9 protein-coding genes are annotated in these 26,300 nt (G+C 48.8%); 7 read left to right on the top strand and 2 right to left on the bottom strand.

The annotated features are described in order from the left end of the window. Window positions 1-37: 37 nt before the first annotated feature. Window positions 38-583 carry a hypothetical protein gene (locus KFE26_RS07205; RefSeq protein ID WP_173497096.1) on the bottom strand — a complete coding sequence of 182 codons (546 nt, stop codon included), beginning with the start codon at window positions 581-583 and terminating at the stop codon, window positions 38-40. Window positions 584-671: 88 nt separating this feature from the next. After that, on the bottom strand, window positions 672-1,541 hold the full coding sequence (locus KFE26_RS07200) for a 4'-phosphopantetheinyl transferase superfamily protein (protein ID WP_212600021.1): 870 nt from the start codon (window positions 1,539-1,541) through the stop codon (window positions 672-674). Between the two features lie 674 nt (window positions 1,542-2,215). On the opposite strand from KFE26_RS07200, the gene KFE26_RS07195 reads away from it, so the two are divergent. The 7 genes from KFE26_RS07195 (at window position 2,216) to KFE26_RS07165 (ending at window position 25,881) form a co-directional block, all read left to right on the top strand. Next, window positions 2,216-3,085, top strand: coding sequence for a helix-turn-helix domain-containing protein (locus KFE26_RS07195; RefSeq protein WP_212600020.1), 870 nt, complete (start codon window positions 2,216-2,218; stop codon window positions 3,083-3,085). Further along, entirely contained in the window at window positions 3,082-11,274 is an 8,193-nt protein-coding gene (locus KFE26_RS07190; RefSeq protein WP_212600019.1) for a type I polyketide synthase, read from the top strand. The genes KFE26_RS07195 and KFE26_RS07190 overlap by 4 nt, the downstream gene beginning before the upstream one ends. Continuing rightward, window positions 11,271-13,610 carry a PfaB family protein gene (locus tag KFE26_RS07185; RefSeq protein WP_212600018.1) on the top strand — a complete coding sequence of 780 codons (2,340 nt, stop codon included), beginning with the start codon at window positions 11,271-11,273 and terminating at the stop codon, window positions 13,608-13,610. The genes KFE26_RS07190 and KFE26_RS07185 overlap by 4 nt, the downstream gene beginning before the upstream one ends. Further along, complete coding sequence (locus KFE26_RS07180; RefSeq protein WP_212600017.1) at window positions 13,607-19,582, top strand: beta-ketoacyl synthase N-terminal-like domain-containing protein; 5,976 nt, start codon at window positions 13,607-13,609, stop codon at window positions 19,580-19,582. Before KFE26_RS07185 ends, KFE26_RS07180 begins: the two co-directional genes overlap by 4 nt. Before the next feature lie 118 nt (window positions 19,583-19,700). Then, the gene (gene pfaD / locus KFE26_RS07175; protein WP_212600016.1) at window positions 19,701-21,347 is read left to right on the top strand and encodes an eicosapentaenoate synthase subunit PfaD; all 1,647 of its coding nucleotides are present in this window, start codon (window positions 19,701-19,703) and stop codon (window positions 21,345-21,347) included. A 378-nt stretch (window positions 21,348-21,725) separates the two neighbouring features. Beyond that, the gene (locus tag KFE26_RS07170) at window positions 21,726-23,108 is read left to right on the top strand and encodes a P-loop NTPase fold protein (RefSeq protein WP_212600015.1); all 1,383 of its coding nucleotides are present in this window, start codon (window positions 21,726-21,728) and stop codon (window positions 23,106-23,108) included. A 4-nt stretch (window positions 23,109-23,112) separates the two neighbouring features. Further along, window positions 23,113-25,881 carry a leucine-rich repeat domain-containing protein gene (locus tag KFE26_RS07165; protein WP_212600014.1) on the top strand — a complete coding sequence of 923 codons (2,769 nt, stop codon included), beginning with the start codon at window positions 23,113-23,115 and terminating at the stop codon, window positions 25,879-25,881. The last annotated feature ends 419 nt before the right edge of the window (window positions 25,882-26,300 follow it).

The following is a 26,300-nucleotide window of genomic DNA, read 5'->3' as shown; positions in this document are numbered from 1 at the left end:
TCGTGCAATCTTTAAAGGCCAGATTAAAGTAAGAAAATTAATTCGCAGACTCTGGCGTTGGGACTGAAGTTTTGCACTCAAGCAATAACTGCTGAAAATGCGCGCCTAAGTCTTGCTGGGCAAATTGCTCGCTCGCGGTCACCATTTGCTTAAGGCTTTGTAAGGCTTGATCTAAACCTTGTTGCTCGATAAGACTTTTAGCATAAGCCGCCGCATCGGCGCCCTTTTGTAACAAGCTCGCGACCTGATCAAAACTGATGTCTTGCTCCATTACTTTCTGTAAGTCACCCAGCAGTTCTGCCACCTTAGCAGACTCCACCAGCGAGCCTTCAACATTGACTAACTTACCCAGCGGATCTTGGCTGAGTTTTTCAGCCACACAGGCCGAAACTGTGCCTGCTGCCGCGCTTTGAGCCACAACATCTAAGCCATTGGTACGAATTTGCTCAACCACTTGCTGCAACTGTGGATCTTGGGCTAACCAAGCCTGCTCCAATTGCTGCTTTTCATCGCCACCAAAATAACCACAACCAGATAGCAACACCATCATAGTGGCAGGTATTAGGCACTTAATCCGTTTCATTGTTAAACCTCATTTATTTCATTCAAATTCAAAATATTATGGGCGTGACTATACCCAGCAATGTTTAACCGAAGATGAATAAGACAAGTTAACCATAATCGGCAAGTAAGGCTTCTATGTTGCTCAGTTGCGCCGTTAGCATTATGGAAATCTCGGTGTTACCAGCATGCCCTAAGCTCACGGCAAAACGGTATTCCTCGGTCAAACGCCCAAAATAGGTTTGCCAATACAATGAACTTGCATCAATGGTTTGCAGCGGAATATTAGGATAGACACTCAGCAAAGGCGCTACACCACAGAACGGCATCAACGCTGCATCTTGGCATCTAAGCTCAACCGATCCGGCCACCAATTGCTCGAATGGCTTAAGATGAAAGCCGAAGGATTTAAGCGACTGCGCTAAACCTAGGCCAGTCGCCTTAATATAGGATTCCTTTAACGCCCATAAATCGAAAAAGCGCTGCCGCTGACTCGCTTCATCGACAAGGGTCAACAAAGCCGCAGTTTCTTGGGCGGAAAAATAATGATTTAGGATTGGATAGATATCCGTCTTCGGCCGCGATCTTTCAATATCGACCCCAAATAAACCAGACTCAACACCATGAAACTGAGTCACACCAATCAATAACCAATCGCCGCTATGGCTTAGGTTAAACTCAAGCCCCGTTTGCTGTTGCAATTTTGCCGTTAAACTCGGCTTACCCTTAGCGCCATATTCAAAACACCACTCGTGTGGCGATAAATCCGCATAGCGAGATAACACGGCCCGCAACGCAGCCCTGACCTGTAATCCCTTCATTTGCGCCTTGGGATCGCGATAACGCGCGACCTTAGCGAGTTCATCATCACTTAACCAAGACTGAGCGATTGATGTTTGCGGTGATGAACTATCGCTCAGTGGAATAAAAAATAGATCCACATTCACGCCGTTTTTGCTAGATGTTCTGGAGTAGGTCATTTGAGGGCCTTGCAGGACAAAGCCTTGCGGCTGATGGTTATCATTGTCTGGCTTTTGGGAGAGCACTTAGCAACATTCTTATCTGGGTATTGTCTAGGTTCATCGTTATCTGAGTTCATTATGCATCTTAAATAGTTTCAACTAAGCCCTATTTCAATTCTTAGCCACACTCTAATAAGAGCAATTCTTAGCTGCACTCTAATAAAGCAATTCTTAGAACGACTCTGAACGCCATCCTAAGTGCAAATTTTTTGCTGCAATTGTGCCAAGGTTTTGCGCCCAAATTAACAGGTTTAGCTGCACAGTCTCATTCATGACGAAAGGGACGTAAGCCAATATTGGGCTATTTTACCCCGCGAACTCAAAAAAGCGGCCTTTATCGATCCTAAAAATTTAACTCTTCCACTATCAAAGTATTAAAAAGCCCAAGCGGTCAGCGAAAACCCAACATAACGCACAGAAAATACCATTACTCAACGAAAGCCAATAAATTCCAGTCCCAGATGATTGTATCGACCCGAAACCTCAGGTAATCTGCATCCCCATTAAGTGACACAGATGATAAGCACAGGTTTTACGATGAGTGTCACTATGTTCTTCAAGAGTGTCACAGCTGACTCAGCCAAAATGGCTTCTCAGTCCCAATAGATTATGTCGGATGATAATTATTATTAATGGCAGCTCGCGACTCTCAATCTAAAGCGCCGTCTTACGCCCCCAAAAGCACGACTCTAGCGGCGAAAAAAGACAGCGCACCTCGGCATCGCAACGCCACCACCACGCCTGAAATGCGACTCTTTATCCAGCAATCGGATCTGAGCGTCAGCCAGCTGGCAAAAATTTTAAATATTACCGAGGCAACAGTCCGTAAATGGCGGAAGCGTGAGTCCATTAGTAACAGTTCGAACACGCCCCATCACCTCAATACCACGCTCACGCCGATGGAAGAATATGTGGTGGTGGGATTACGCTATCAACTCAAACTCACCTTAGATAGATTACTTCAGGTTACCCAAACTTTTATTAATCCCAATGTGTCGCGCTCCGGCCTTGCCCGTTGCTTAAAGCGCTATGGCATATCGCGACTCGATGAATTTGAAGCACCGCAAGTTCCCGAACGCTATTTTAATCAATTGCCTGTGACGCAAGGCAGCGATATCCAAACCTATACGGTCAATCCAGAAACCTTGGCTAAGGCGCTCGCATTGCCGAGTACCGACGGCAATACTGTGGTGCAAGTGGTGTCACTCACCATACCGCCGCAACTCACTGAGCAAGCACCAAGCTCAGTACTATTAGGCGTAGACACAGCAAGTGATTGGATTTACCTCGATATTTATCAAGACAGTAATACCCAAGCGACCAATAGATATATCGCCTATGTCCTCAGACATGGGCCGTTTCATTTACGAAAGTTGCTCGTTCGCAACTATCACACCTTCTTAGCCCGTTTTCCCGGTGCCCATGGCACGCCAAAGACAAACGCGGCTGGATCCCAAAACAAGGTCACCGTATCCAGGTCGACCCGTGGAGACTCTTTATGAGCCATACCCCTTCTGTACCTAATTCTGCGACTGAGTCAAAAAAAGATAAACGACTCAACAAACGTTTAAAAGATATGCCCGTTGCCATCGTCGGCATGGCTAGCATCTTCGCTAACTCGCGTTATTTAAATAAATTTTGGGATTTGATCAGCGAAAAAATCGATGCCATTACTGACATCCCAGACACCCATTGGCGCGCCGAAGATTACTACGATGCCGACAAAAGCAAAGCCGATAAAAGCTACTGTAAACGCGGCGGTTTTATGCCTGAAGTTGACTTCAATCCGATGGAATTTGGTCTGCCGCCCAATATTCTTGAGCTGACGGATACCTCGCAGTTGCTGTCGCTGATTGTCGCCAAAGAAGTGCTCGCCGATGCTAATCTGCCCGCCGATTACGACCGTGACCGTATCGGCATCACCCTAGGCGTGGGCGGTGGTCAAAAAATCAGTCAGAGCTTGAACTCGCGCCTGCAATATCCAGTGCTAAAAAAAGTATTTAAAAGCAGCGGCCTGAGCGATGAAGACAGCGAAATGCTGATCAAAAAGTTCCAAGACCAATATATCCACTGGGAAGAAAACTCTTTCCCAGGGTCATTAGGCAACGTGATTGCAGGCCGTATCGCCAACCGTTTTGATTTTGGCGGCATGAACTGCGTAGTCGATGCAGCCTGTGCAGGCTCGCTTGCCGCCATGCGCATGGCGTTGACTGAACTGACCGAAGGTCGCAGCGACATGATGTTAACCGGCGGCGTCTGTACCGACAACTCGCCATCCATGTACATGAGCTTCTCAAAAACGCCAGCCTTCACCACTAACGAAACCATTCAACCCTTTGATATCGATTCAAAAGGCATGATGATCGGCGAAGGAATCGGCATGGTCGCGCTTAAGCGCCTTGAAGATGCCGAGCGCGATGGCGACCGGATTTATGCCGTCATCAAAGGCGTTGGCGCCTCATCGGACGGTAAGTTTAAGAGTATTTATGCACCGCGCCCCGAAGGCCAAGCTAAAGCATTGGAGCGCGCCTACGATGACGCGGGTTTTGCCCCGCACAGCATTGGCTTAGTTGAAGCCCATGGCACAGGCACAGCCGCAGGTGATGTGGCTGAATTTAATGGTTTAAAATCAGTATTTGCCCAAGGCAACGACACAAATCAACATATCGCGTTAGGTTCAGTAAAATCCCAAGTGGGCCACACTAAGTCCACCGCAGGTACTGCGGGGGTGATCAAAGCCGCGCTAGCGCTGCACCACAAGGTATTGCCTGCGACCATTAACGTTAGCAAGCCTAATCCAAAACTAAATATCGAAAGCTCACCATTCTATTTAAATACCGAAACTCGCCCATGGTTCCAGCGCGCCGATGCAACGCCGCGCCGTGCAGGTGTAAGCTCCTTTGGTTTTGGCGGCACGAACTTCCATCTTGTATTAGAAGAATACAAACCTGAGCACAGCCGCGATGAGCAATATCGTCAGCGCAGTGTGCCGCAGACGCTATTATTTGCCGCAGCCAATAAAGCCGCGCTGCTTAGCGAGTTAAAAGCTGCGCTGAGCCAAAGCGTGAACACTAGCGCAAACGCGAATAAGAGCAGCGCTGCGAGCCTGAACGCTATCGCTCAGCAATATCCGCTGCGCCCGCTGGCAGACACAGATGCCCGTTTAGGTTTTGTGGCTAAGGATATCGCTCAGCTGCAAGCTCAGTTGAATCAAGCCATCTCTCATCTAGAAAGCAGTGCGCATTTAGAAAGCGGGCATTTAGAAACTAATGCAAGCGAGGCGTGGCAATTACCTTCTGGCATCAGCTACCGCGCAAAAGCTTTAGTCACTGAAACCAATAGCAAGAATGACTCCAATAAAGTGGCTGCCCTGTTTGCTGGTCAAGGTTCACAGTACCTGAACATGGGCCGCGAACTCGCCTGCCATTTCCCGGAAATGCGCCAACAAGTGACGGCCAGCAATAAGGTATTTGCTCACCACGGCCAAACGCCGTTATCGAACATCCTTTACCCTATTCCGGCATTCGATGCCGATGCAGTTAAAGCCCAAGAAGCGGCGCTGACCAATACCCTGTTCGCCCAAAGCGCCATAGGCGCGGTTTCAATGGCGCAATATTCGCTATTAACGCAAGCGGGTTTTGCACCCGATATGGTGGCGGGTCATAGCTTTGGTGAATTGTCAGCCCTTTGCGCGGCAGGCGTGATTTCCAATGAAGATTACGTCGAACTGGCCTTCGCCCGTGGGCATGCCATGGCGCAAGTGCCGAGCGATACTGGGACTCAAGTTGATTTAGGAACCATGTTCGCGATTATTCTTAAGCAAAAGAATGATATCGATGCGATCAATAGCTGTTTAGCCCAGTTTGATGGCGTTAAAATTGCCAACTACAACGCGCCGACGCAATTAGTCATCGCAGGTGGCACAGAGCAAACTCAGCTGGCCGCGAAAGCCATTAGTGAACAGGGCTTTAAAGCGATTGCCCTGCCTGTCTCAGGCGCATTCCATACCCCATTGGTTGGACACGCACAAAAGCCATTTGCCAAAGCCATTGATAAAGCTAAATTCAGCGCGCCTTCAGTCGCACTTTATGCCAACGGTACGGGTCAATTGCACCCAAGCGATGGCAAAGCGATTAAAGCAGAATTCAAACAACACATGCTGCAATCGGTTCGCTTTAGCGAACAACTGCAGGCCATGTATGACGCTGGCGCCCGTGTGTTTGTTGAGTTTGGTCCTAAGAACATACTGCAAAAGTTAGTTGAAAATACCTTAGGTGAACACTTAAATGAGCTTTGCCTTGTCAGCATGAACCCGAATCCTAAGGGCGACAGTGACAGTCAATTACGCTTAGCCGCAGTGCAACTCGCGGTAGCCGGTGTGGCATTAACTGAGGTTGATCCCTATCAAGCCGTCACGTCACAAGAGATTGCCGAGCGTGAAGCGCCATCAGCGATGAACATCAAACTCACCGCCACTAACCACATTAGTGCTACGACCAAAGCTAAGATGGCCAAATCCCTCGCCACAGGCAGCGTGACTAGCCAAGTGCAATATGTGGATCGCATCGTTGAAACGGTTGTCGAAAAAGAAGTCGAAAAAATTGTTGAGAAAGAAGTCATCGTCGAAAAAGTGGTTGAGAAAATAATAGAAGTGGAAGCGAATCAAGTGGCAGCTGTTGAAATGAAACAAACATCCCCAAGCGTTACGCAAGGCTTAAGCAATCACCAGCAACAAGCGACGGCGCAGTTGAGCCCAAGTACAGCAAGCGTCAGCAGCGATGCGTTAACGGCATTTTTCAGCGCACAATCTCAAGCGGCGCAGTTACATCAACAGTTTTTAGCCATCCCGCAGCAATACGGCGATACCTTCACGACGCTGATGACAGAACAAGCCAAGATGGCAAGCCTTGGCATTGCAATCCCAGAAAGCCTGCAACGCTCAATGGAAATGTTCCACCAGCATCAAGCGCAAACCCTGCAAAGTCACGCCGAATTTATGCAGCTACAAAGCAGTAGCAGCCAAGCGGCCTTGGCGATGTTAAACAATGCACCGATTAACTTTACTCCAGCAGTTGCAAGTCAGCCACGAGCAACTGCGCCGGCTCCTGTTGCTCCAGCGCCTGTGGCTGCAACTGTGCACAATGCCACTCCTACACCAGTAGCGACTCAAGTTGTTGCGACGAGACCCGCTGTTAGCACACCTGTTGCGCCTGTTGTGCAAACGGCTCCCGTTGCTTATTCACCTGCTGTGACTGTACAAGTTGCGCCAGCAGCTCCTGCCGCTCCTGCATTAGTCATGCCTGCTGTAGTGATGCCAGAAGTGACACCTGCGGCACCAGCAACGAGCGGCTTAAGTGCTGCACTTGTTCAACAAACCATGATGGCTGTGGTGGCCGATAAAACAGGCTACCCCACTGAAATGCTGGAACTTGGCATGGATATGGAAGCCGATTTAGGTATCGATTCGATTAAGCGCGTTGAAATCCTAGGCACAGTGCAAGACGAGCTGCCGGGCTTACCTGAACTCAGCCCAGAAGATTTGGCTGAGTGCCGTACCTTAGGTGAAATCGTTGACTATATGCAAAGTAAGCTTACAAAAAATGACAAGCTTCCAGCAGTGGGTTCAATTATCGTAGCGCCTATTACTGCTGCAAATGTGGCAACTCAAGTGGCAACAGCCGCACCTGCCGTTAACGGTTTAAGCGCTGCGTTAGTACAACAAACCATGATGGCTGTGGTGGCTGACAAGACAGGCTATCCGACTGAAATGCTGGAGCTCAGCATGGATATGGAAGCCGATCTCGGTATCGATTCCATTAAGCGCGTTGAAATTTTAGGTACAGTACAAGACGAACTGCCGGGTTTACCAGAGCTCAGCCCAGAAGATTTGGCTGAGTGCCGTACCTTAGGTGAAATCGTTGACTACATGAACAGCAAACTGCCAGCGGCTGGCCAAGTTGTAGTTTCTACAACAGCGCCAACAGCTCCTACCGCTAATGGTTTAAGCGCTGCACTTGTTCAACAAACCATGATGGCTGTGGTTGCCGACAAGACAGGCTACCCCACTGAAATGCTGGAGCTCAGCATGGATATGGAAGCCGATCTCGGTATCGATTCAATTAAGCGCGTTGAAATCTTAGGTACAGTGCAAGACGAGCTGCCGGGTTTACCTGAGCTCAGCCCAGAAGATTTGGCCGAGTGTCGCACCTTGGGTGAAATCGTTAACTACATGAACAGCAAACTGCCAGCTGTAGGATCAGTTATCGTAGCAACTCATGTGACAACTGCCGCGCCTGCCGCCAGCGGTTTAAGCGCTGCGTTAGTGCAACAAACTATGATGGCAGTGGTGGCCGACAAGACAGGCTACCCCACTGAAATGCTGGAACTCAGCATGGATATGGAAGCCGATCTAGGTATCGATTCTATCAAGCGCGTTGAAATCTTAGGCACAGTGCAAGATGAGCTACCGGGCTTACCTGAGCTGAATCCTGAAGATCTGGCCGAGTGTCGCACCTTAGGCGAAATCGTTGACTACATGAACAGCAAATTGCCAGTAGTTAGCGCGGTAGCAGTTGCACCAGCGGCAAACGTTGAAGCAACGCCAGCACAAGTTCCAGCGAATAACGGTTTAAGCGCTGAAAAAGTCCAACAAACCATGATGTCAGTGGTGGCCGACAAGACAGGCTACCCCACTGAAATGCTAGAACTGAGCATGGATATGGAAGCCGATTTAGGCATAGATTCCATCAAGCGCGTTGAAATCTTAGGCACAGTACAAGACGAACTACCGGGTTTGCCTGAACTCAATCCTGAAGATCTGGCCGAGTGTCGCACCTTAGGTGAAATCGTTAGCTATATGCAAAGCAAGCTAGGCCAAAACGCGGTAAGCCAGAATGCCGCGCCAGTTAGCGCAGTCGTTCAGCCTGAACCTACTATCGATTTACCGCCACACAGTGAGGTAGTGCTAAAAAAGTTGCCAGCGGCGGCTGAGCTAACGCAACTATCGCCACAGCAATCGTCAAAGCAATCAGCGCAAAAAGCTCTGCCACGCGTTTTTGCTAAAGATGCCTGCATTATCATTAGCGATGATGGTCACAATGCTGGCGTACTTGCCGAGAAATTGCATGCTCAAGGTCTAACGGTTGCGGTTGTGCGCTCGCCAGAAAGCCTTGTAGCCAGTGCATCACCGCTCAATAGCCACATTGCCAGCTTCACATTGGCGGCGATTGACGATGCCAGCATCAGCGCAGTGATTAATGAGATCAAAAGCTTAGGTACAGTTGCAGGCTTTATTCATCTGCAACCACAACATAAAACCTCAGCAGATACTAAAGGTTTAGTGTTGTCCAGTGCCGCCAAAGCGTCGGTCGAGCAAGCATTCTTGTTCGCCAAGCACTTACAACCCCTGCTAACAACAACAGCAACCGCCAATACTGGTAGTAGTTTTATCAGCGTCAGTCGTATCGACGGTGGCTTTGGTTATCTTAACCACAGCCAAATTGCCCGCAGCGAGTTAAACCAAGCGGCATTGGCAGGTCTGACTAAAACCTTGAGTCACGAGTGGCCAAGCGTGCATTGCCGCGCCTTAGATATCGCGCCAGCACTTGATGCCAAGCAACTGGCCAATGCAGTGATCGCTGAGCTCTTTGCAACCGATAACGTATTGGAAGTCGGTGTTAGCCAAGGCGCAGCCCAAGCACTTGAGCGCGTAACCTTAGTTGCTGGCAAGGCTGATACCCGCCACAGCGCGGCAAACTTGACGAGTGCAGATAAAATACTGGTGACCGGTGGCGCAAAAGGCGTGACCTTTGAATGTGCCTTGAGTCTGGCAAAACGCAGCAAGGCGCACTTTATCCTTGCTGGCAGAAGCAGCCAACAAACCATTCCCGCTTGGGCACAGGGTAAAAATAACAGCGAACTTAAAGCCGCAGCTATTGCCCACATTCAAAGCTTGGGCGAGAAACCCACGCCAAAACAAGTGGATGCCTTAGTATGGCCAGTTCAAAGCAGCCTAGAAATTGCAGCCGCACTAGAAGCCTTTACCGCCGTGGGCGCGAGCGCCGAGTACTTAAGCCTCGATGTTAACAATCCAGACGCAATCGCCAGCACGATAGTGCCGATTACCGAGTTATCACCTATTACCGGCATCATCCATGGTGCGGGCGTACTCGCCGATAAACACATCCAAGACAAGACCTTAGATGAGTTAGCACGGGTGTACGGCACTAAGGTCACAGGCATTAGCAATCTGCTTGCCGCACTGGATTTAGATAAAGTAAAACTGATCGCCCTGTTCTCTTCGGCGGCGGGTTTTTACGGTAATACCGGCCAAAGCGATTACGCCATGTCCAACGACATACTCAACAAAGCCGCACTGCAACTGGCGCAGCAACTGCCAAATGCCAAAGTGATGAGCTTCGATTGGGGTCCGTGGGACGGCGGCATGGTGAATCCTGCGCTGAAAAAGATGTTTATGGATCGCGGTGTTTATGTGATCCCGCTAAAGGCGGGTGCTGAGTTATTTGCTAGCCAATTACTGAGCAACACAGGCGCACAATTGCTGGTCGGTACTGATATGCAAGGCACAGTTCCAAGTGACGAGCAAGCAACTCAAGGTAGCAATCTAAAAAAGCCTGAAGCGGATCTGACCACTGACGCGTCGGATCCGCATGCTTTGGCATCAACACTTGCTGCAATCGCTTTCACACAAACAGTAAAACTGCAGCGCACACTGGACCCTAAGGCAATGATCTTTATTGAAGATCACTGCATTAACGGTAATCCCGTATTACCGACTGTGTGCGCGATTCAGTGGATGCGTGAAGCCGCCTTTGATGTGCTCAAGCAGCCTGTCAAAGTGCAAAGCTATAAGCTATTGAAGGGCATTATTTTCGACACTGCCGTGTTACAAAATGGAGTGTTAGAAAGTGCAGCCCCCATCACGCTGGAACTTGAACTTGCACCGATTGCGTTAACGGATAAAGCCGCGAAAGATTTTGACGAGTGCTTGAGTGGACAATTCAATGCCTTAATCAGCTTTGAAGGTCGTCCGCAATATAAAGCCATCCTAGTCGTTGATGATGCTGTTGATGACGCGGCGAGTGATAACTTAGCCACTAACAGCAAAGCAACTGCTTTTGACGCGCACAGTTTGGCAGGACTTTCTGTCATCACAACCGCGAGCAGCCTTTACAGCGACGGCACGCTTTTCCACGGCCCAAGACTGCAAGGTATTGAGTCGGTGGTGAAGTTTGACGATGCGAGCTTAGTCGCTAAGGTGAGTCTTCCCCATGTTGCGTTAGCGGACTGCGGGGATTTTGTGCCTAATCTCACGCCTAAAGGCTCACAAGCTTTTGCGGAAGATTTGTTGCTACAGGCGATGCTAGTGTGGGTGAGACTCAAATATGGCGCGGCGAGTTTACCATCAAGCATTGGTGAGTTTATCTCCCATGCGCCGTTTGCCTTTGGCGATAAAGGGTATTTAGTGCTCGAGGTGGTGAAACACTCAGGCCGTGCCCTTGAAGCCAATATCACGCTGTATCATCAAGATGGCCGCTTAAGCTGCGAGATGAACAACGCCAAAGTCACCATCAGCAAAAACCTTAACGGTACATTCTTAGCCAACAAAGTTGTTGCTAATCAAACCGCTGCGAATAAATCCATTGAAAGCGTGGAGGCAAAAGTCGAGTGAATTTAGCCCACCCTTTAGCAACGACCCATAGCGGCCAAACTGAAACGTCGATAGCTGACACGGCTATGACTGAAAAGCTTGCCAAGCCACTGCGTATTGCAGTGTTGCTTGGCGATGCCGTCAACCTTGACTCTCACTCAGCCCAAGTATTAGAAACGTTTGCGGAACGTGAAAGAGTTCAGATTTGCGCTGCCGATGCCAACCAATCAACAGTACATGTGCCGACAGCTCATGAACCAAGAGGGCATAAACCGTCAGTGCATGAGCAAAGGTCGCTCACTGCCTTGTTAGGCCAAGCAACAACAGCCATTGAGCAAGGCAAGCTCGTTGAACTTAAATTCAATGATGGCAATCTGCCCCAGCCTTTGACTCAGTCCCTGTATTTGCTTGATGGTTTACGCGCCGCCAAACTGCGTCTTCACGCCCACGCGTTTATTGCTGGCTTTGCCGCTGGTAATGAGACAACAGGTGTTGCTAATGCAGCGGCGGTTGCTAATGCTGCATTAGCGGCGGCAAAGCGTAATCCAGCTCAAACCGTTCAACATCAGACTGTCGCCAACACTCTCAACGAGGCCTTTGTTGCGCTGCGCCAAGGCGTAACCGCCCTCGCTGCGCGAACACAAGCGCCGCTTAAAGGCACTACTGATATAAAACAGACAAACGACACCAATCATCAAACTGGCTATTGGTTTAGCGACCAACATCAAGCGCGGGTTTTATGTCTAAATCTTGTAGCAAAGAATCTAGCGGCAACAAGATCAAACCCAGCAGATACCTTGCTGGATTCAGGCCAAGATATTTGCCAAAGCCTAGTACTGACCCAAGGCACACAAGTTATCGCGCCCAAAGCTCTTGTTGATGAAAACCGGCTGTTTGTGCCGATAAGTGCTGACAATATTGATTCACTCATCGCGCAAGTATTGCAACTAGTTAACACTCTGGAAAATGGCGCCGGCTTGCACGCTGACTTTCGCGCTGAGCAACTCAAACCTTGGTTTGAACGCTATGATGCCAACGCACCACTGGCATTAGTCTTGATGGCAGCATCGATTGATGACCTCAAACTTGAAGCCAAAGCTATGCTTACGGCGCTTGAAAATGATGCAGTGCGTCATCATGGTCAACACTTTAAGACGCCAGCGGGTAGCTGTTTTACCGCGAAGCCGCTAGGGGATGCGGGGCTGACCTTTGTATATCCCGGCGTTGGCACTGTTTACGCCAATATGTTCAATAACTTGCATGAGTATTTCCCCGCGCTGTATCACCAACTGGAGCGTGAAGGCGATTTAAGCGCCATGCTGCAATCACCGCAGATTTATGCCGAGAATATTAAAACCGCAGCAAGCATGAGCTTAAGCCAGCAAGCGATTAGTGGCGTGGGCGCCAGCTACCTATTCACTAAGCTGTTGACCCAAGTCTTTAATATTAAGCCAAAAATGGCGCTCGGTTACTCAATGGGCGAAGCAGCCATGTGGGCCAGCCTAGATGTGTGGCAAACACCCCATGCTATGATCAACGCCACCGAAAATAGCGATATTTTCAACCATGCCATTTCTGGCGAGCTAACCGCAGTGCGCCGAGCATGGCAGCTTGCGGATAATGAATCCATAGTGTGGAACAGCTTTGTGGTGCGCGCCGACAGCAATGAAATCAAGGCATTATTGCCAGAGTTTCATCGTGCTTATTTAGCCATCACCCAAGGTGATACTTGCGTCATTGCAGGCTGCGAAACAAGCTGCAAAGCCCTACTTGCCAAGTTAGGCAAACGCGGCATTGCTGCCAATCGCGTCACGGCAATGCATACTGCGCCTGCCATGTTAGTCCACGGGCAAGTACAAGATTTCTATACTCAAGCGCTAAAACCCGAGGCGCTAAATCCCGAGGCATTAAAACCTGAGGCGCTAAAAGCGGCGGCGCAAGACTCGCCGATCCGCTTTATCAGTGCAGCGCAAACTGCGCCAGTCACCCTTGATAGCACAAGCATTGGCCGCGCGATTGCCGATACCTTTTGTTCGCCACTCGACTTTAGTGCGCTCATTCAAAATGCCACTGAGCAAGGTGCAAGACTGTTTGTCGAAGTGGGCGCCGATAGGCAAACCAGCACACTCATAGATAAAATCAGCCATGCCCATGCAGGCCAAAGCACGGCGAACGAGGCAACAGCAGCCATTGCTTGCAATGCCAAGGGTGCTGATGCGATTACCAGCTTACTCAAGTGTTTAGCTCAGCTGATAAGCCACAGAGTACCGCTTTCGCTCGCGCCGCTTATTCAGCCATTAAGTGCTAATGCAGCCCCTTTATCATCAGCTGTATCACCAAAAGGAGAACCCCTGTGAGTTCTCAGCATTCCCCTACGATTGATAAAACTAACGTGCCTACCATTGCGTCAAACCGCGCATCAAAAAGTGCGTCAAAAATTGCGATTGTCGGTCTTGCGACTCAGTATCCTGACGCCGATAATCCCCAAACCTTCTGGCAAAATCTGCTGGATAAAAAAGACTCTCGCACCCAAATTAACCGTGAAAAGCTCAATGCCAATCCCGCCGATTACCAAGGTGTGCAGGGTCAGTCTGACCGTTTTTACTGTGATAAGGGCGGCTACATTCAACACTTTAAGTTTGATGCTAGGGGCTATCAACTGCCTGAGTCCGCCTTTGACGGGTTAGATGAAAGCTTTTTATGGGCACTCGATTGCAGTCGTAAAGCCCTGCAAGACGCAGGGATTGCCCCAAGCGATGCCGTACTGGCGCGCACTGGTATCGTAATGGGAACCTTGTCCTTCCCCACCGCCCGCTCCAACGAACTGTTTTTGCCTCTGTATCATCAAACCGTTGAAAAGGCGCTGCAAAACAAACTTAACCAAAGCGCATTTCAGCTGGCTGATTTTGGCAACTCAGTTAACGATCTCAATGCCAATAGCCAAGCATTAAACGTCGCCAATGGCGCGGTTGCTCACACAGCCTCAAAACTGGTCAGCGATGCACTCGGTTTGGGTGGCACTCAGTTGAGTCTGGACGCCGCCTGCGCCAGCTCGGTTTATGCGCTCAAACTCGCCTGCGATTACCTAACAACAGGCAAGGCAGATATGATGCTTGCGGGCGCAGTATCGGGCGCCGATCCCTTCTTTATCAACATGGGATTCTCGATTTTCCACGCCTATCCAGATCATGGTATCTCGGCGCCCTTTGATAGCAACAGCAAGGGCTTATTCGCTGGAGAAGGCGCTGGGGTTTTGGTATTAAAACGCTTAGAAGATGCCGAGCGCGATGGCGACAACATCTATGCCGTCGTTAGCGGCATTGGTTTGTCGAACGACGGTAAAGGCCAGTTTGTATTAAGCCCCAACAGTAAGGGCCAAGTGCAAGCCTTCGAGCGCGCCTATAGTGCCGCAAACACACTGCCCGCCAATATCGAAGTGATTGAATGCCATGCCACAGGCACGCCGCTTGGGGATAAGGTCGAACTCGCTTCGATGGAACGCTTTTTTGAGGACAAACTCGCGGGCTCTGCGGTACCGCTGATCGGTTCGGCAAAATCCAACTTAGGCCATTTACTCACAGCCGCGGGCATGCCGGGGATCATGAAGATGATTTTTGCCATGCGCTCGGGTCGACTGCCGCCAAGTATTAACTTATCAGCGCCGATATCCTCGCCTAAGGGCTTATTTAGCGCTAAAAATCTGCCAACAGAATTGCATGCTTGGCCAGATAAAGCCGGCAATGACCGCCGCCACGCGGGTGTTTCCGTGTTCGGTTTTGGCGGCTGTAACGCGCATTTATTGCTGGAATCCTATGTTGCCAATACAAACAAGAAGAATGAACAAGCCGCAGCCGCAGTAAGTTACCAGCACACGCCATTAAATATCATTGGCTTAGCATCGCACTTTGGGCCTTTAACCTCCATTAATGCACTGGATAACACGATTCATGCTCGGCAACATGCCTTTATCCCGCTGCCCGCTAAACGCTGGAAAGGCTTAGATAAACACCCTGAGATCTTAGCTAACTTTGGTTTGCCTGCTGTACCGCAAGGCGCGTATATCGACCAGTTCGATTTTGACTTCCTGCGCTTTAAAGTGCCGCCCAATGAGGATGATCGCCTGATCTCCCAGCAACTGCTGCTGATCAAAGTGGCCGATGAAGCGATCCGTGATGCCAACTTAAAACCCGGTGGCAAGGTTGCTGTATTAGTAGCGATGGAAACCGAACTGGAATTACACCAGTTCCGTGGCCGCGTAAATCTGCACACTCAACTGGCAGACAGTCTTAAAAAACAAGGGATAACACTCACACAAGCCGAGTATCTCGCCCTTGAAAAGATCGCCATGGACAGTGTGCTCGATGCCGCCAAACTGAACCAATACACCAGTTTTATTGGCAACATAATGGCGTCACGTATCGCATCCCTTTGGGACTTTAACGGCCCTGCCTTTACCATTTCGGCGGCCGAGCAATCGGTCGCCCGCTGTATCGATGTGGCCGAAAATCTGTTGTCCCAAGAATCCTTAGATGCCGTAGTGATCGCCGCCGTCGATTTAAGTGGCAGTTTAGAGCAAGTGATCCTTAAAAACGCCGTATCGCCAGTGGCATTTACTGCCACTGACACAGGCTGGAAAGTCGGTGAAGGTGCTGGCGCGTTAGTGCTCACAACAGCGCAATCAAGTGCAGCCCAGCCAAGTAATGCCGCTGACAATGCTAATGCCAATAGCAGCTATGGCGACAGTTATGGTCACATCAGCGGCCAAGTATTTGGCGCGATTTGTGACATACAAGGTAATAGCAACACTGCGCGTATTTGCGATGACTTGCTAACCCAAGCCAAGGTGAATAGCAGCCAGATTAACTTGATTGAAACCAGTATTGCGGTTGAGCAACTTGCCGATTCAGAGCTGGTACTCAATACCCTGTTGCCGAGTGTGAACCAGCGCAGCCAAGCTGCTGATACCCTAGGCCACAACTTTGCCGCTGCGGGTATGGCGAGTATTTTGAGCGCGCTGCTTCAGCTTAAAAATCAGGTGCAGCTTAAAAACCAAACGCAACTTAACAAGCATTCTTCTCAAGCTCAGCAGCACGCGCTCGTTGCCACGTTTAGCCAAGGTAAATGCTCGCAGTTACTGCTCAGCCAAAGTACCACGCAAGCATACAATTTGCAGCAAAGGCTTGAACAAGATTTAACGCTTTCTGAGCAAAAACACTTAATAAAACAAGTAACGCTCGGTGGCCGCGATATCTATCAGCATATCCTAGATACCCCGCTCGCAGGCCTTGATGCTATACAACAAAAAGCCCAAGCCATGACAGCACTGCCAGCGCGCAGCCAACGCAAACATTTGGCCCAAATAGCGAGCAAAGACACGAATAGCTTTGCAACAAGCAGCCCAACCACGGCTCAACAAAAAGAGACATTAAGCAGCATGCCAATGAATGCCCTAAGCACCAATAAAAACGCCACTCAAGCAGAGCTAAAAGACGCGGCATTTTTAAGCAATCAGCAACTCGCCCGTGAAGCCCATTTAGCCTTTTTGCAAACTCGCGCTGAAGGCCTGAAACTGGCCGATGCCTTGATGAAGGCCCAGCTTGCCAGCGAGTTAGCCGTCAATGGCCAAGCTGCGCCAGTACAACAGCAAGCCATTGTTCAGGCATCTGCGACAGCGGTTCTTCCACCTCCGGTGCTTTTTCCCAATCATGCAAAAGTGCCTGAGTACACGCCGCCAACACCGATAAGCAAGCCTTGCATTTGGGATTATGCAGATTTAGTCGAGTACGCCGAAGGTGATATTGCTAAAGTATTTGGCCCAGATTACGCCATTATCGACAGCTATTCGCGCCGTGTACGCCTGCCAACCACTGACTATTTGCTGGTATCTCGGGTAACGAAATTAAACGCCCAGATGAACCAATATCAGCCTTGCACTATGACCACGGAATACGATATTCCTGTGGATGCACCGTATTTGGTCGATGGCCAAATCCCTTGGGCCGTGGCGGTCGAATCGGGTCAATGCGACTTGATGCTGATCAGCTACTTAGGTATCGACTTTGAAAATAAAGGCGAGCGCGTTTATCGCCTGCTCGATTGCACCCTGACCTTCCTTGGCGACTTACCGCGCGGTGGCGACACCCTTCGCTACGACATTTCCATCAATCACTTTGCCCGCAATGGTGATACCTTGTTGTTCTTCTTCTCCTACGAATGTTTCGTGGGCGACAAGCTGATCCTGAAAATGGATGGCGGCTGTGCCGGTTTCTTCACCGACAAAGAACTGGCCGACGGCAAAGGCGTTATTCACACCGAAGCCGAAATCAAAGCGCGCAACCTTGCGCTCAATAATCCCAATAAGCCGCGCTTTAATCCGTTACTTAACTGCGCGCAAAGCCAATTTAATTACAGCCAAATCCATAAACTGCTCGGCGCCGATATCGGTGGCTGTTTTGGCGGCGCCCATGCGGCGCATCAAGCCCAATATGGTTTGCAGCCCTCTTTATGTTTTGCATCCGAAAAATTCCTGATGATTGAACAAGTCAGCAATCTTGAGGTGCATGGCGGCGCGTGGGGCTTAGGCTCAGTTCAAGGCCATAAGCAGCTCGAAGCTGATCATTGGTATTTCCCGTGTCATTTCAAGGGCGACCAAGTGATGGCGGGGTCGTTAATGGCCGAAGGCTGTGGTCAATTACTGCAATTCTTTATGCTGCATATTGGTATGCACCTCGGTGTAAAAGACGGTCGTTTCCAACCGCTAGAAAACGCGTCACAAAAAGTGCGCTGTCGTGGTCAAGTCTTGCCGCAATCTGGCCTGCTCACCTATCGCATGGAAATTACCGAAATCGGTATGAGCCCGCGCCCGTATGCTAAGGCGAATATCGATATTCTGCTCAATGGCAAAGTGGTGGTGGATTTCCAAAACCTTGGGGTGATGATCAAAGAAGAAGCCGAATGCACCCGCTACCTCGCGGATAATCATGCCAGCACAGCTAACAATACAACTAAAAATGTAGCTAAAAATACTGCTTCGGCTGCGCCGCAGGTTTCAACAACACCCGTATCATTAGCCGCGCCGCTGATGGCGCTGCTGCCCGATTTAACTGCGCCAACCAACAAAGGCGTAGTGCCTCTGCAACATGTGCCTGCACCGATTGCGCCTGCGGGTTCAAAGTATGCTAACCGCGTGCCCGATACCCTGCCGTTCACGCCGTACCACATGTTCGAATTTGCCACTGGCGGTATCGAAAACTGCTTCGGCCCCGATTTCAGCATCTATCGCGGCCTTATTCCACCGCGCACGCCTTGCGGTGATTTGCAGCTCACGACTCGCGTCATTGCGATTGACGGCAAACGCGGCGAGCTGAAAAAGCCCTCTTCATGTATCGCCGAATACGAAGTGCCCGCAAACGCTTGGTATTACGATAAAAACAGCCATCACGCTGTGATGCCCTATTCTGTGCTGATGGAAATATCACTGCAGCCAAACGGCTTTATCTCAGGTTATATGGGCACCACCTTGGGCTTCCCCGGCCAAGAGCTGTTTTTCCGTAACTTAGACGGTAGCGGTAAGTTGCTGCGCCATGTGGATTTACGTGGCAAAACCATAGTGAACGACTCACGTTTGTTATCGACTGTGATTGCCGGCAGTAACATCATCCAAAATTTCAGTTTTGAATTAAGCTGCGATGGCGAGCCTTTCTACCAAGGTAAAGCAGTATTTGGTTACTTCAAGGGCGATGCGCTGAAAAACCAGTTAGGCATAGACAACGGCAAGATCACTCAGCCTTGGCATGTGCAAAATGGCATAGCAGCCGATAGCCAAATCAATCTGTTAGATAAACAACATCGCAGCTTTAATGCGCCACAAGGTAAGCCACATTACCGTTTAGCGGGCGGTCAACTTAACTTTATCGACAAGGCTGAAATCGTAAAAGCCGGCGGTAAAGCGGGCCTTGGCTATTTATACGCCGAGCGCACCATTGACCCGAGTGATTGGTTCTTCCAATTCCATTTCCATCAAGATCCTGTGATGCCAGGCTCCTTAGGGGTTGAAGCCATTATCGAGCTGATGCAAACCTATGCGATTGACCAAGACCTTGGCGCTGGCTTTAAGAGTCCAAAATTCGGGCAGATTTTATCGGATATCAAATGGAAGTATCGCGGCCAAATTAACCCATTAAACAAGCAGATGTCGCTGGATGTGCACATTACCAGCGTGACAGACGACAATGGCAAACGCATCATTATGGGCGATGCCAACTTGAGTAAAGATGGCCTGCGGATTTATGAAGTTAAAGATATCGCCATCTGTATTGAAGAAGCTTAATACGCTAAATTCTGTTTATTGAATAACTTAAAAATAATCCTGCAGCTGCGTTGGCTTTTACACCCGAACTTTTTACCCAGGTAATAGCAACGCAGCAGCAATAAAAACGAGACCCAAGATGACTAGCCATACTCTAGATCAATTCAATAGCAATAACGAAAAACTCAGCCCTTGGCCGTGGCAAGTCAACGATGCCGCGCTGAGCTTTGATATCGACTCATTAGGCAAAAAACTCAAAGATTTAAGCCAAGCCTGTTACTTAGTCAATCACAGCGAAAAAGGCTTAGGCATAGCGCAAACTGCCGAAGTAACCACAAGCGACAGCCAAGCGCCACTAGGCTCACACCCCGTCAGCGCCTTTGCCCCAGCCCTTGGCACCCAAAGTTTAGGCGACAGTAATTTTCGCCGCGTACACGGGGTTAAATACGCTTACTACGCTGGCGCTATGGCCAACGGTATTGCCTCAGAAGAACTGGTTATCGCGCTAGGTCAAGCGGGCATTTTGTGTTCGTTTGGCGCGGCGGGGTTAATTCCATCCCGCGTTGAAGCGGCCATTACCCGCATTCAGGCGGCGCTGCCTAATGGTCCCTACGCTTTTAACTTAATTCACAGCCCAAGTGAGCCCGCATTAGAGCGCGGCAGTGTTGAGTTATTCTTAAAACATAAAGTGCGCACGGTCGAAGCCTCGGCATTTTTAGGCTTAACGCCGCAAATCGTCTATTACCGCGCGGCAGGTTTGAGCCGCGACGAACATGGCGAGATAGTCATTGGCAACAAAGTCATCGCAAAAATCAGCCGCACCGAAGTCGCAACTAAGTTTATGGAGCCGGCGCCTGCCAAAATCCTCCAGCAATTAGTGAGTGATGGTCTTATCAGCCAAGACCAAATGGCGATGGCATTGCTTGTGCCGATGGCGGACGACATCACGGCCGAAGCTGACTCTGGTGGTCATACCGACAATCGCCCGCTAGTGACGCTATTGCCGACGATTTTGGCGCTTAAAGATGAAATCCAAGCTAAGTATCAATACAAAACGCCTATCCGCGTGGGTGCTGGCGGCGGCGTCGGTACACCCGATGCAGCATTAGCCACCTTCAACATGGGCGCGGCGTTTATCGTCACAGGTTCTATCAACCAAGCGTGTGTGGAGGCGGGCGCGAGCGAACACACACGTAAGTTACTCGCCACCACAGAAATGGCCGATGTGACTATGGCGCCTGCCGCCGATATGTTCGAAATGGGCGTGAAATTACAAGTGGTTAAGCGCGGCACTTTGTTCCCGATGCGCGCCAATAAGCTTTATGAGATCTACACCCGTTACGATTCGATTGATGCCATCCCTGCGGACGAGCGTAAAAAGCTCGAAGAGCAAGTGTTCCGCTCATCACTCGATGATATTTGGGCTGGCACAGTCGCCCACTTTAACGAGCGCGATCCTAAGCAAATCGAGCGCGCACTGGATAACCCCAAACGTAAGATGGCGCTGATTTTCCGCTGGTATTTGGGTCTGTCTAGCCGCTGGTCGAACACAGGTGAAATCGGCCGCGAAATGGATTACCAAATTTGGGCAGGCCCAGCGCTCGGCGCATTTAACGCTTGGGCGAAAGGCAGTTATTTAGATGACTATAAGGCCCGTAATGCGGTGGATTTAGCCAAACATTTAATGGTGGGCGCGGCCTATCAATCCCGCATTAACTTGCTGTTATCCCAAGGCGCGACCATTCCAGTTAACCTGCAACGCTGGAAACCATTAAATCGTTTTTAACCCCTACGGGACAATAGATACATCAAGTAGGGACTCAACTCCCTGCTTGATGCTGTTTTCTTCTCTACCTCGTTAAATCGAAGCGCCTACGTTATTGCCAATCTAATCCCTTGAGTTATAGACTCTGTTTGTGCCAATACCGCTAAACACTATCGCTCTAGTGGCACGCCGTGAACCCATCCCTGGGGGCTCAACGGAAAAGTCCCTTTTTCCGATGGCCACTGCCGCGATAGCGCTCAGCTGCAACTTATGGCATTAACTGTGACCATCCGCATACGGTCAAGTCTGACTAACAAGCCAATAGAATCTAAAGGGAAAACACCGTAAGATACCGATTCGTTAATCGAATTGTATGTACTGCTAGGATATGGATACCGCATGGCTCATCAAAGCTTAAACGACTTGCCCGTCTTAACCGACGACTTCGGCCTTTACACTACTTTTGTAGAAGGTATCGCTGAAGAGATACGTCAGAGTCAGGCACCTAAAACCATCGCTATTACAGGTTATTGGGGCAGCGGCAAGACCAGCGTTTTAGCGCAGTTATACGCACAGTTATTCGGTGAGAACCCACCTTCGATAAAGGGTGAAGCGGTTCCTACCTCTAACGATGCTACCCCGCATTACCATGGCGTATGGTTCGAAGCATGGCGCTATCAACATGAGCCCCAACCCATTATCGCCCTTATGCATACTATGCGTCAGTCCTTTAGCCAAAAAAGGCAACTATTTGACAAGGTTGGAAAAATTGCAAACGTCAGCATGGTCGCGGGTCTTAGCGTGTTTGATGGAGTGATCAAGACTCTTAGTGCTGGGGCGATTTCAGGCCTAGATAAGATCCAATCTATCGGGGATAAATACGAGAAAGATAATCTGCTGAGCCAACTCTCAACCGATCAGATCAATAATGCCCTCAGTACGGCAATAGACCACTTACTGACAAACAAAGTTGAGATAGGTGAGGCTGATAGAAAATGTATTATTTTTATCGATGATCTTGATCGCTGCGATGCGACAACAGCCAAAAAACTGCTAGAGGGAATTAAGGTTCATCTCAACTTAGAAAACTGCATTTTCGTTATTGCTATCGACCCAGCTCAGTTGGAAGCCAGCTTTCAACTCGAACATGCACAACTCAGAAACACAGCAAATAAGCAGGATATATCTAATCACGATGCAACAGAATACCTAGAGAAACTGTGTCAAGACGCCCACAGGTTGCCCATTGCCAGTCAACAGAATATCGCAGACTTTGTAGCGAACAATCTAAACAAAATATTTAGACATGAACACGACAAATACAGCGACATTATTGCGGCAATTAAAGCAGAGCTCGAACAACAAAACTACCTGCCAGCCAACCCTCGGCGCCTTAAAATGATCTGTAACCGACTCGCAGCATTTATCACTAAAACCACAAATGAAGAACAAAACCAGCTCCATGCCCAGTCCCTGCTTTTCCTTGCTAACACTTATGTAAGCTACAGGGAGGTATACGAGATGCTAAGCGTTTGCCCAGATTCAATTAATGATCTCTATAAATTTGCCAAATCAGGTAAATCTGACATAACTGCTTTGAAGCATCTCACAGCCTTAAATGGTGAAGCACAAGGTGCATTTGTTCACCCCAATAAAATCACCGAATTTCGCTTCGCCAAGTTGCTAACGGACATAGAAGCAAGTGGTCAATTACCCGCTTGGGGAGATTACCTGCATAAACTTATCCAATCCTATAATGCCCCAGCACGTATAGAGGCCTAATAATATGAAGTATTTCCCTGAATTTGAGCCCTCGGATAAAAGCAAATTTATTGACCTTTACCGTGAAGGATTTGACCGTTATTGCCGCCAATTAGCAGACTATTATGGTTGCCTGAATAATCAAGGCCTAGCTTTATTGGATGATGATGCCGATATAGATCAAGACAGTGCCTTTATCGACGATCTCTTCGTGCTGCCAAGCTTTGGCACAAGTGCCACCAGCGCCGAAAACTTCGATACTGCGCAGCAAATGCTGCAGGCCAAAGACAACATCAGCCTAGCCAAGCTGTTAGCTGCAAAACCGCGCCAATTTATATTAGGTGATCCAGGGATAGGCAAAACGACTTTTTTGCATTGGCTGGCAATAAGCCTAGCCCACCATAGAAGTAACTATGTGCAACAGGCCATGGGGCCCTTACTGCCAATTCTTTTAAGGGTGAGGGATTTTCGTGCCTTTCTCACTGTGCCCAATAATACGGAGCAATTTCTCACCAATATAAGGGGCTATTTAGGCTCCCTTGGTGAACTGTTGGATCTAGATAAGCTCACTGAGGCCATGGCCAATGGTCAGGTCTTACTGTTGGTCGACGGATTGGATGAAATCGGTAAGCAGGAAATGCTGAATCTGGGGCAAACTCTAGCAACTCTATTTAGCCAATATCCATCATGCCGATGCATTATGACCGCGCGGGTTGTTGGTTTCGATGCATCCTTACTTTGGCCCTTTGCCAATATTGATAAAAATCAGCCACTAGATTTACACGCATTGAATGAGGCGGATGAATTTGATATTCAGGTTAAAGATGGACTTAACGCTAAGCTAGCCAATCCAAACAGACTTAAGCGTAAGACTGATGCATCCCAACTACATGACTTTGGGCTCTATTATATCCAGCCACTCAATAATGAGCAGCGACTGCAGTTTAGCCAAAAATGGTGCAAAATCTATGTAAACACTAGCGATGCACAAGCGCAGTTTATCGACGATCTACAGGCCGCTTTTGACGGTAACGATGCGCTCAATAACTTATCGCGCACTCCTGTACTGCTGAATATGATCTGCTTTATTCAACAACGCCGTGGTCGCCTGCCCAATGGTCGGGCAGAACTCTACCAGAAAATCATCGAGACCTATTTGGTTAGCATGGACAGGGCCAGAGGCATAAAAAATAACTTTATCGACAGCGAAGATTTCGACTATACCGACATACGCAACTGGCTGGCGAAACTGGCCTATGCGATGCAGTTAGGCAAGCTGAGTGAATTATTAGGTAACACTGGCGACAACAATGTTCAAATTGAAAACCTCTATTTTGATAATGATATTAGCCGCGTCACCAGCCTTACAGAGAGTGAACTGACAAGATTCTTCGCTAAAGAGCTAGAAGAAGTCTATGAAGATAAAGACAAATGCCAAAAAACCGCCAAAAACTTAATCGATTATATCAAGCGCCGTACTGGCTTTTTGATCGACAGGGGACAGGATGCCGAGCAAGGGCACGAGGCAGTATTTGCCTTCAGTCACTTGTCTTTTCAAGAATACTTTGCCGCCCACTTTATTAGTGGGCAATGGTCACAGTTGAGTGGTAATCAGAAATTGGTCGACTCCCTGACCTTAAGTTGCAATAGCCAAAGCTGGTTCGAATGCTGGCAACTGGTATTTGAAGACTATTCCCAAAACGGCAATAGCCGTCAGCAACACAGCCAATTTATCGACAAGCTGTTTGGTACTGTTGAGCAGCTTGCTGAAAAATTCTCCGACAGAAATGACGTGTTCGGAGATAAGGTGGATCATGCACTGCATCTGCTGAGCAAAATCATCCTCAACCCTGCGGTTAAGCTCTCCCCCAACTACCGTCAACAGCAAGTCACTGAGCTGTGGCGTTATAATTTCCGCCAAGGTAATAAAGGTTCGGCATCCATCTATAGCCTGTGGCCCGAGCTTTGCCGCGATTATGACAACGAAGAGAGTTTGAGCCGCAAAGCGATAGCGGCGGCTTTCAAAGATTATGGCCAAGAGAATGCAGTGAGTCTTAATTTAGGTGGCGTACAATCGGCCGATCTACGGCCGCTCAAACTTTGGTCCAATTTAAGAGAATTAAATATACACCATACCCAAGTGAACACCTTGCTGCCATTGAAAGATTGCAAACAGCTGGAAGTACTTATATTCGATAACACTCAAGTCTCAAACTTAGCTCCGTTAGCCCAGCTTACCGAACTCGAATTCCTTTCTCTCTCAAACACTGCAGTAACTGATTTATCGCCGCTAGCAGGGCTAACAAAACTAACATATTTATATATGCTCAACACCCAAGTCTCCACGCTAACGCCATTGGCGGGACTGCAACAACTAAAGTCTCTAATGCTCCATGGCACTAAAGTGACAGATTTATCCCCCATAGCTAACTTGACTAATATTACCTTTCTTGTATGCAACAAGACTGATATTGCAGACTTGACGCCGCTTAGAAAATTAACTCAGCTAACAGTACTCTCTCTAAATAGAACTCAGGTCTCGGACTTAACCCCGTTGGCTAACATGCCTAAATTAGATATATTAAATATTGCCATCACTGCTGTTTTAGACCTAACCCCATTGAAAAAATTGACTGGGCTAAGAGAACTTAATATATCTCACACTCAAGTGACCGATCTCACGCCTCTGGCAAAACTGCCAAGCTTAGTAGAGGTAGATGCTAGCGGATGTGACCAGCTTGATGCGGCAAGCCTAAAAAACTTACCAAAGTACATCAAAGTACATCTTGATTGACGGAGATAGCTTGCTGATTAATTTCAACATATTGGCAGGTAATGACTCCATCCGATGTGCACGGCTGCACTCGCTCGCATTCAGCACACTCGCATGGCGGCACATAGAACAAGGAGGTTTTAATGGCTGCAATCATTGAGTGTCGCGCGTTTTTAACCACAGTAATTGCTTGGCGTTAAAAAGCCCATAGAGAACAAGCCGACACTGATTAATTAATGAATTGATTCACGAATTAACAGTGTCGGCTTTTATTTGTCTTTACTTATGAACGACATCAGCTCACAGTCTTTGATTCAACGTATTAGGCTGAAACTCTTACCGAAGCTTAGGTAAAAATTGCCTACCCCTCTTTTAATTCACTCACACCATTTTAAATAAAATGATTTAAATCTGTCTCTTATACACATCTCCGAGCCCAC

Source organism: Shewanella sp. M16 (assembly GCF_018224605.1).
In the GTDB taxonomy this organism is placed as follows: domain Bacteria; phylum Pseudomonadota; class Gammaproteobacteria; order Enterobacterales; family Shewanellaceae; genus Shewanella; species Shewanella oncorhynchi.
The sequence above is the reverse complement of the archived record's forward strand: the minus strand, read 5'-3'. Positions and strand labels throughout refer to the sequence as shown.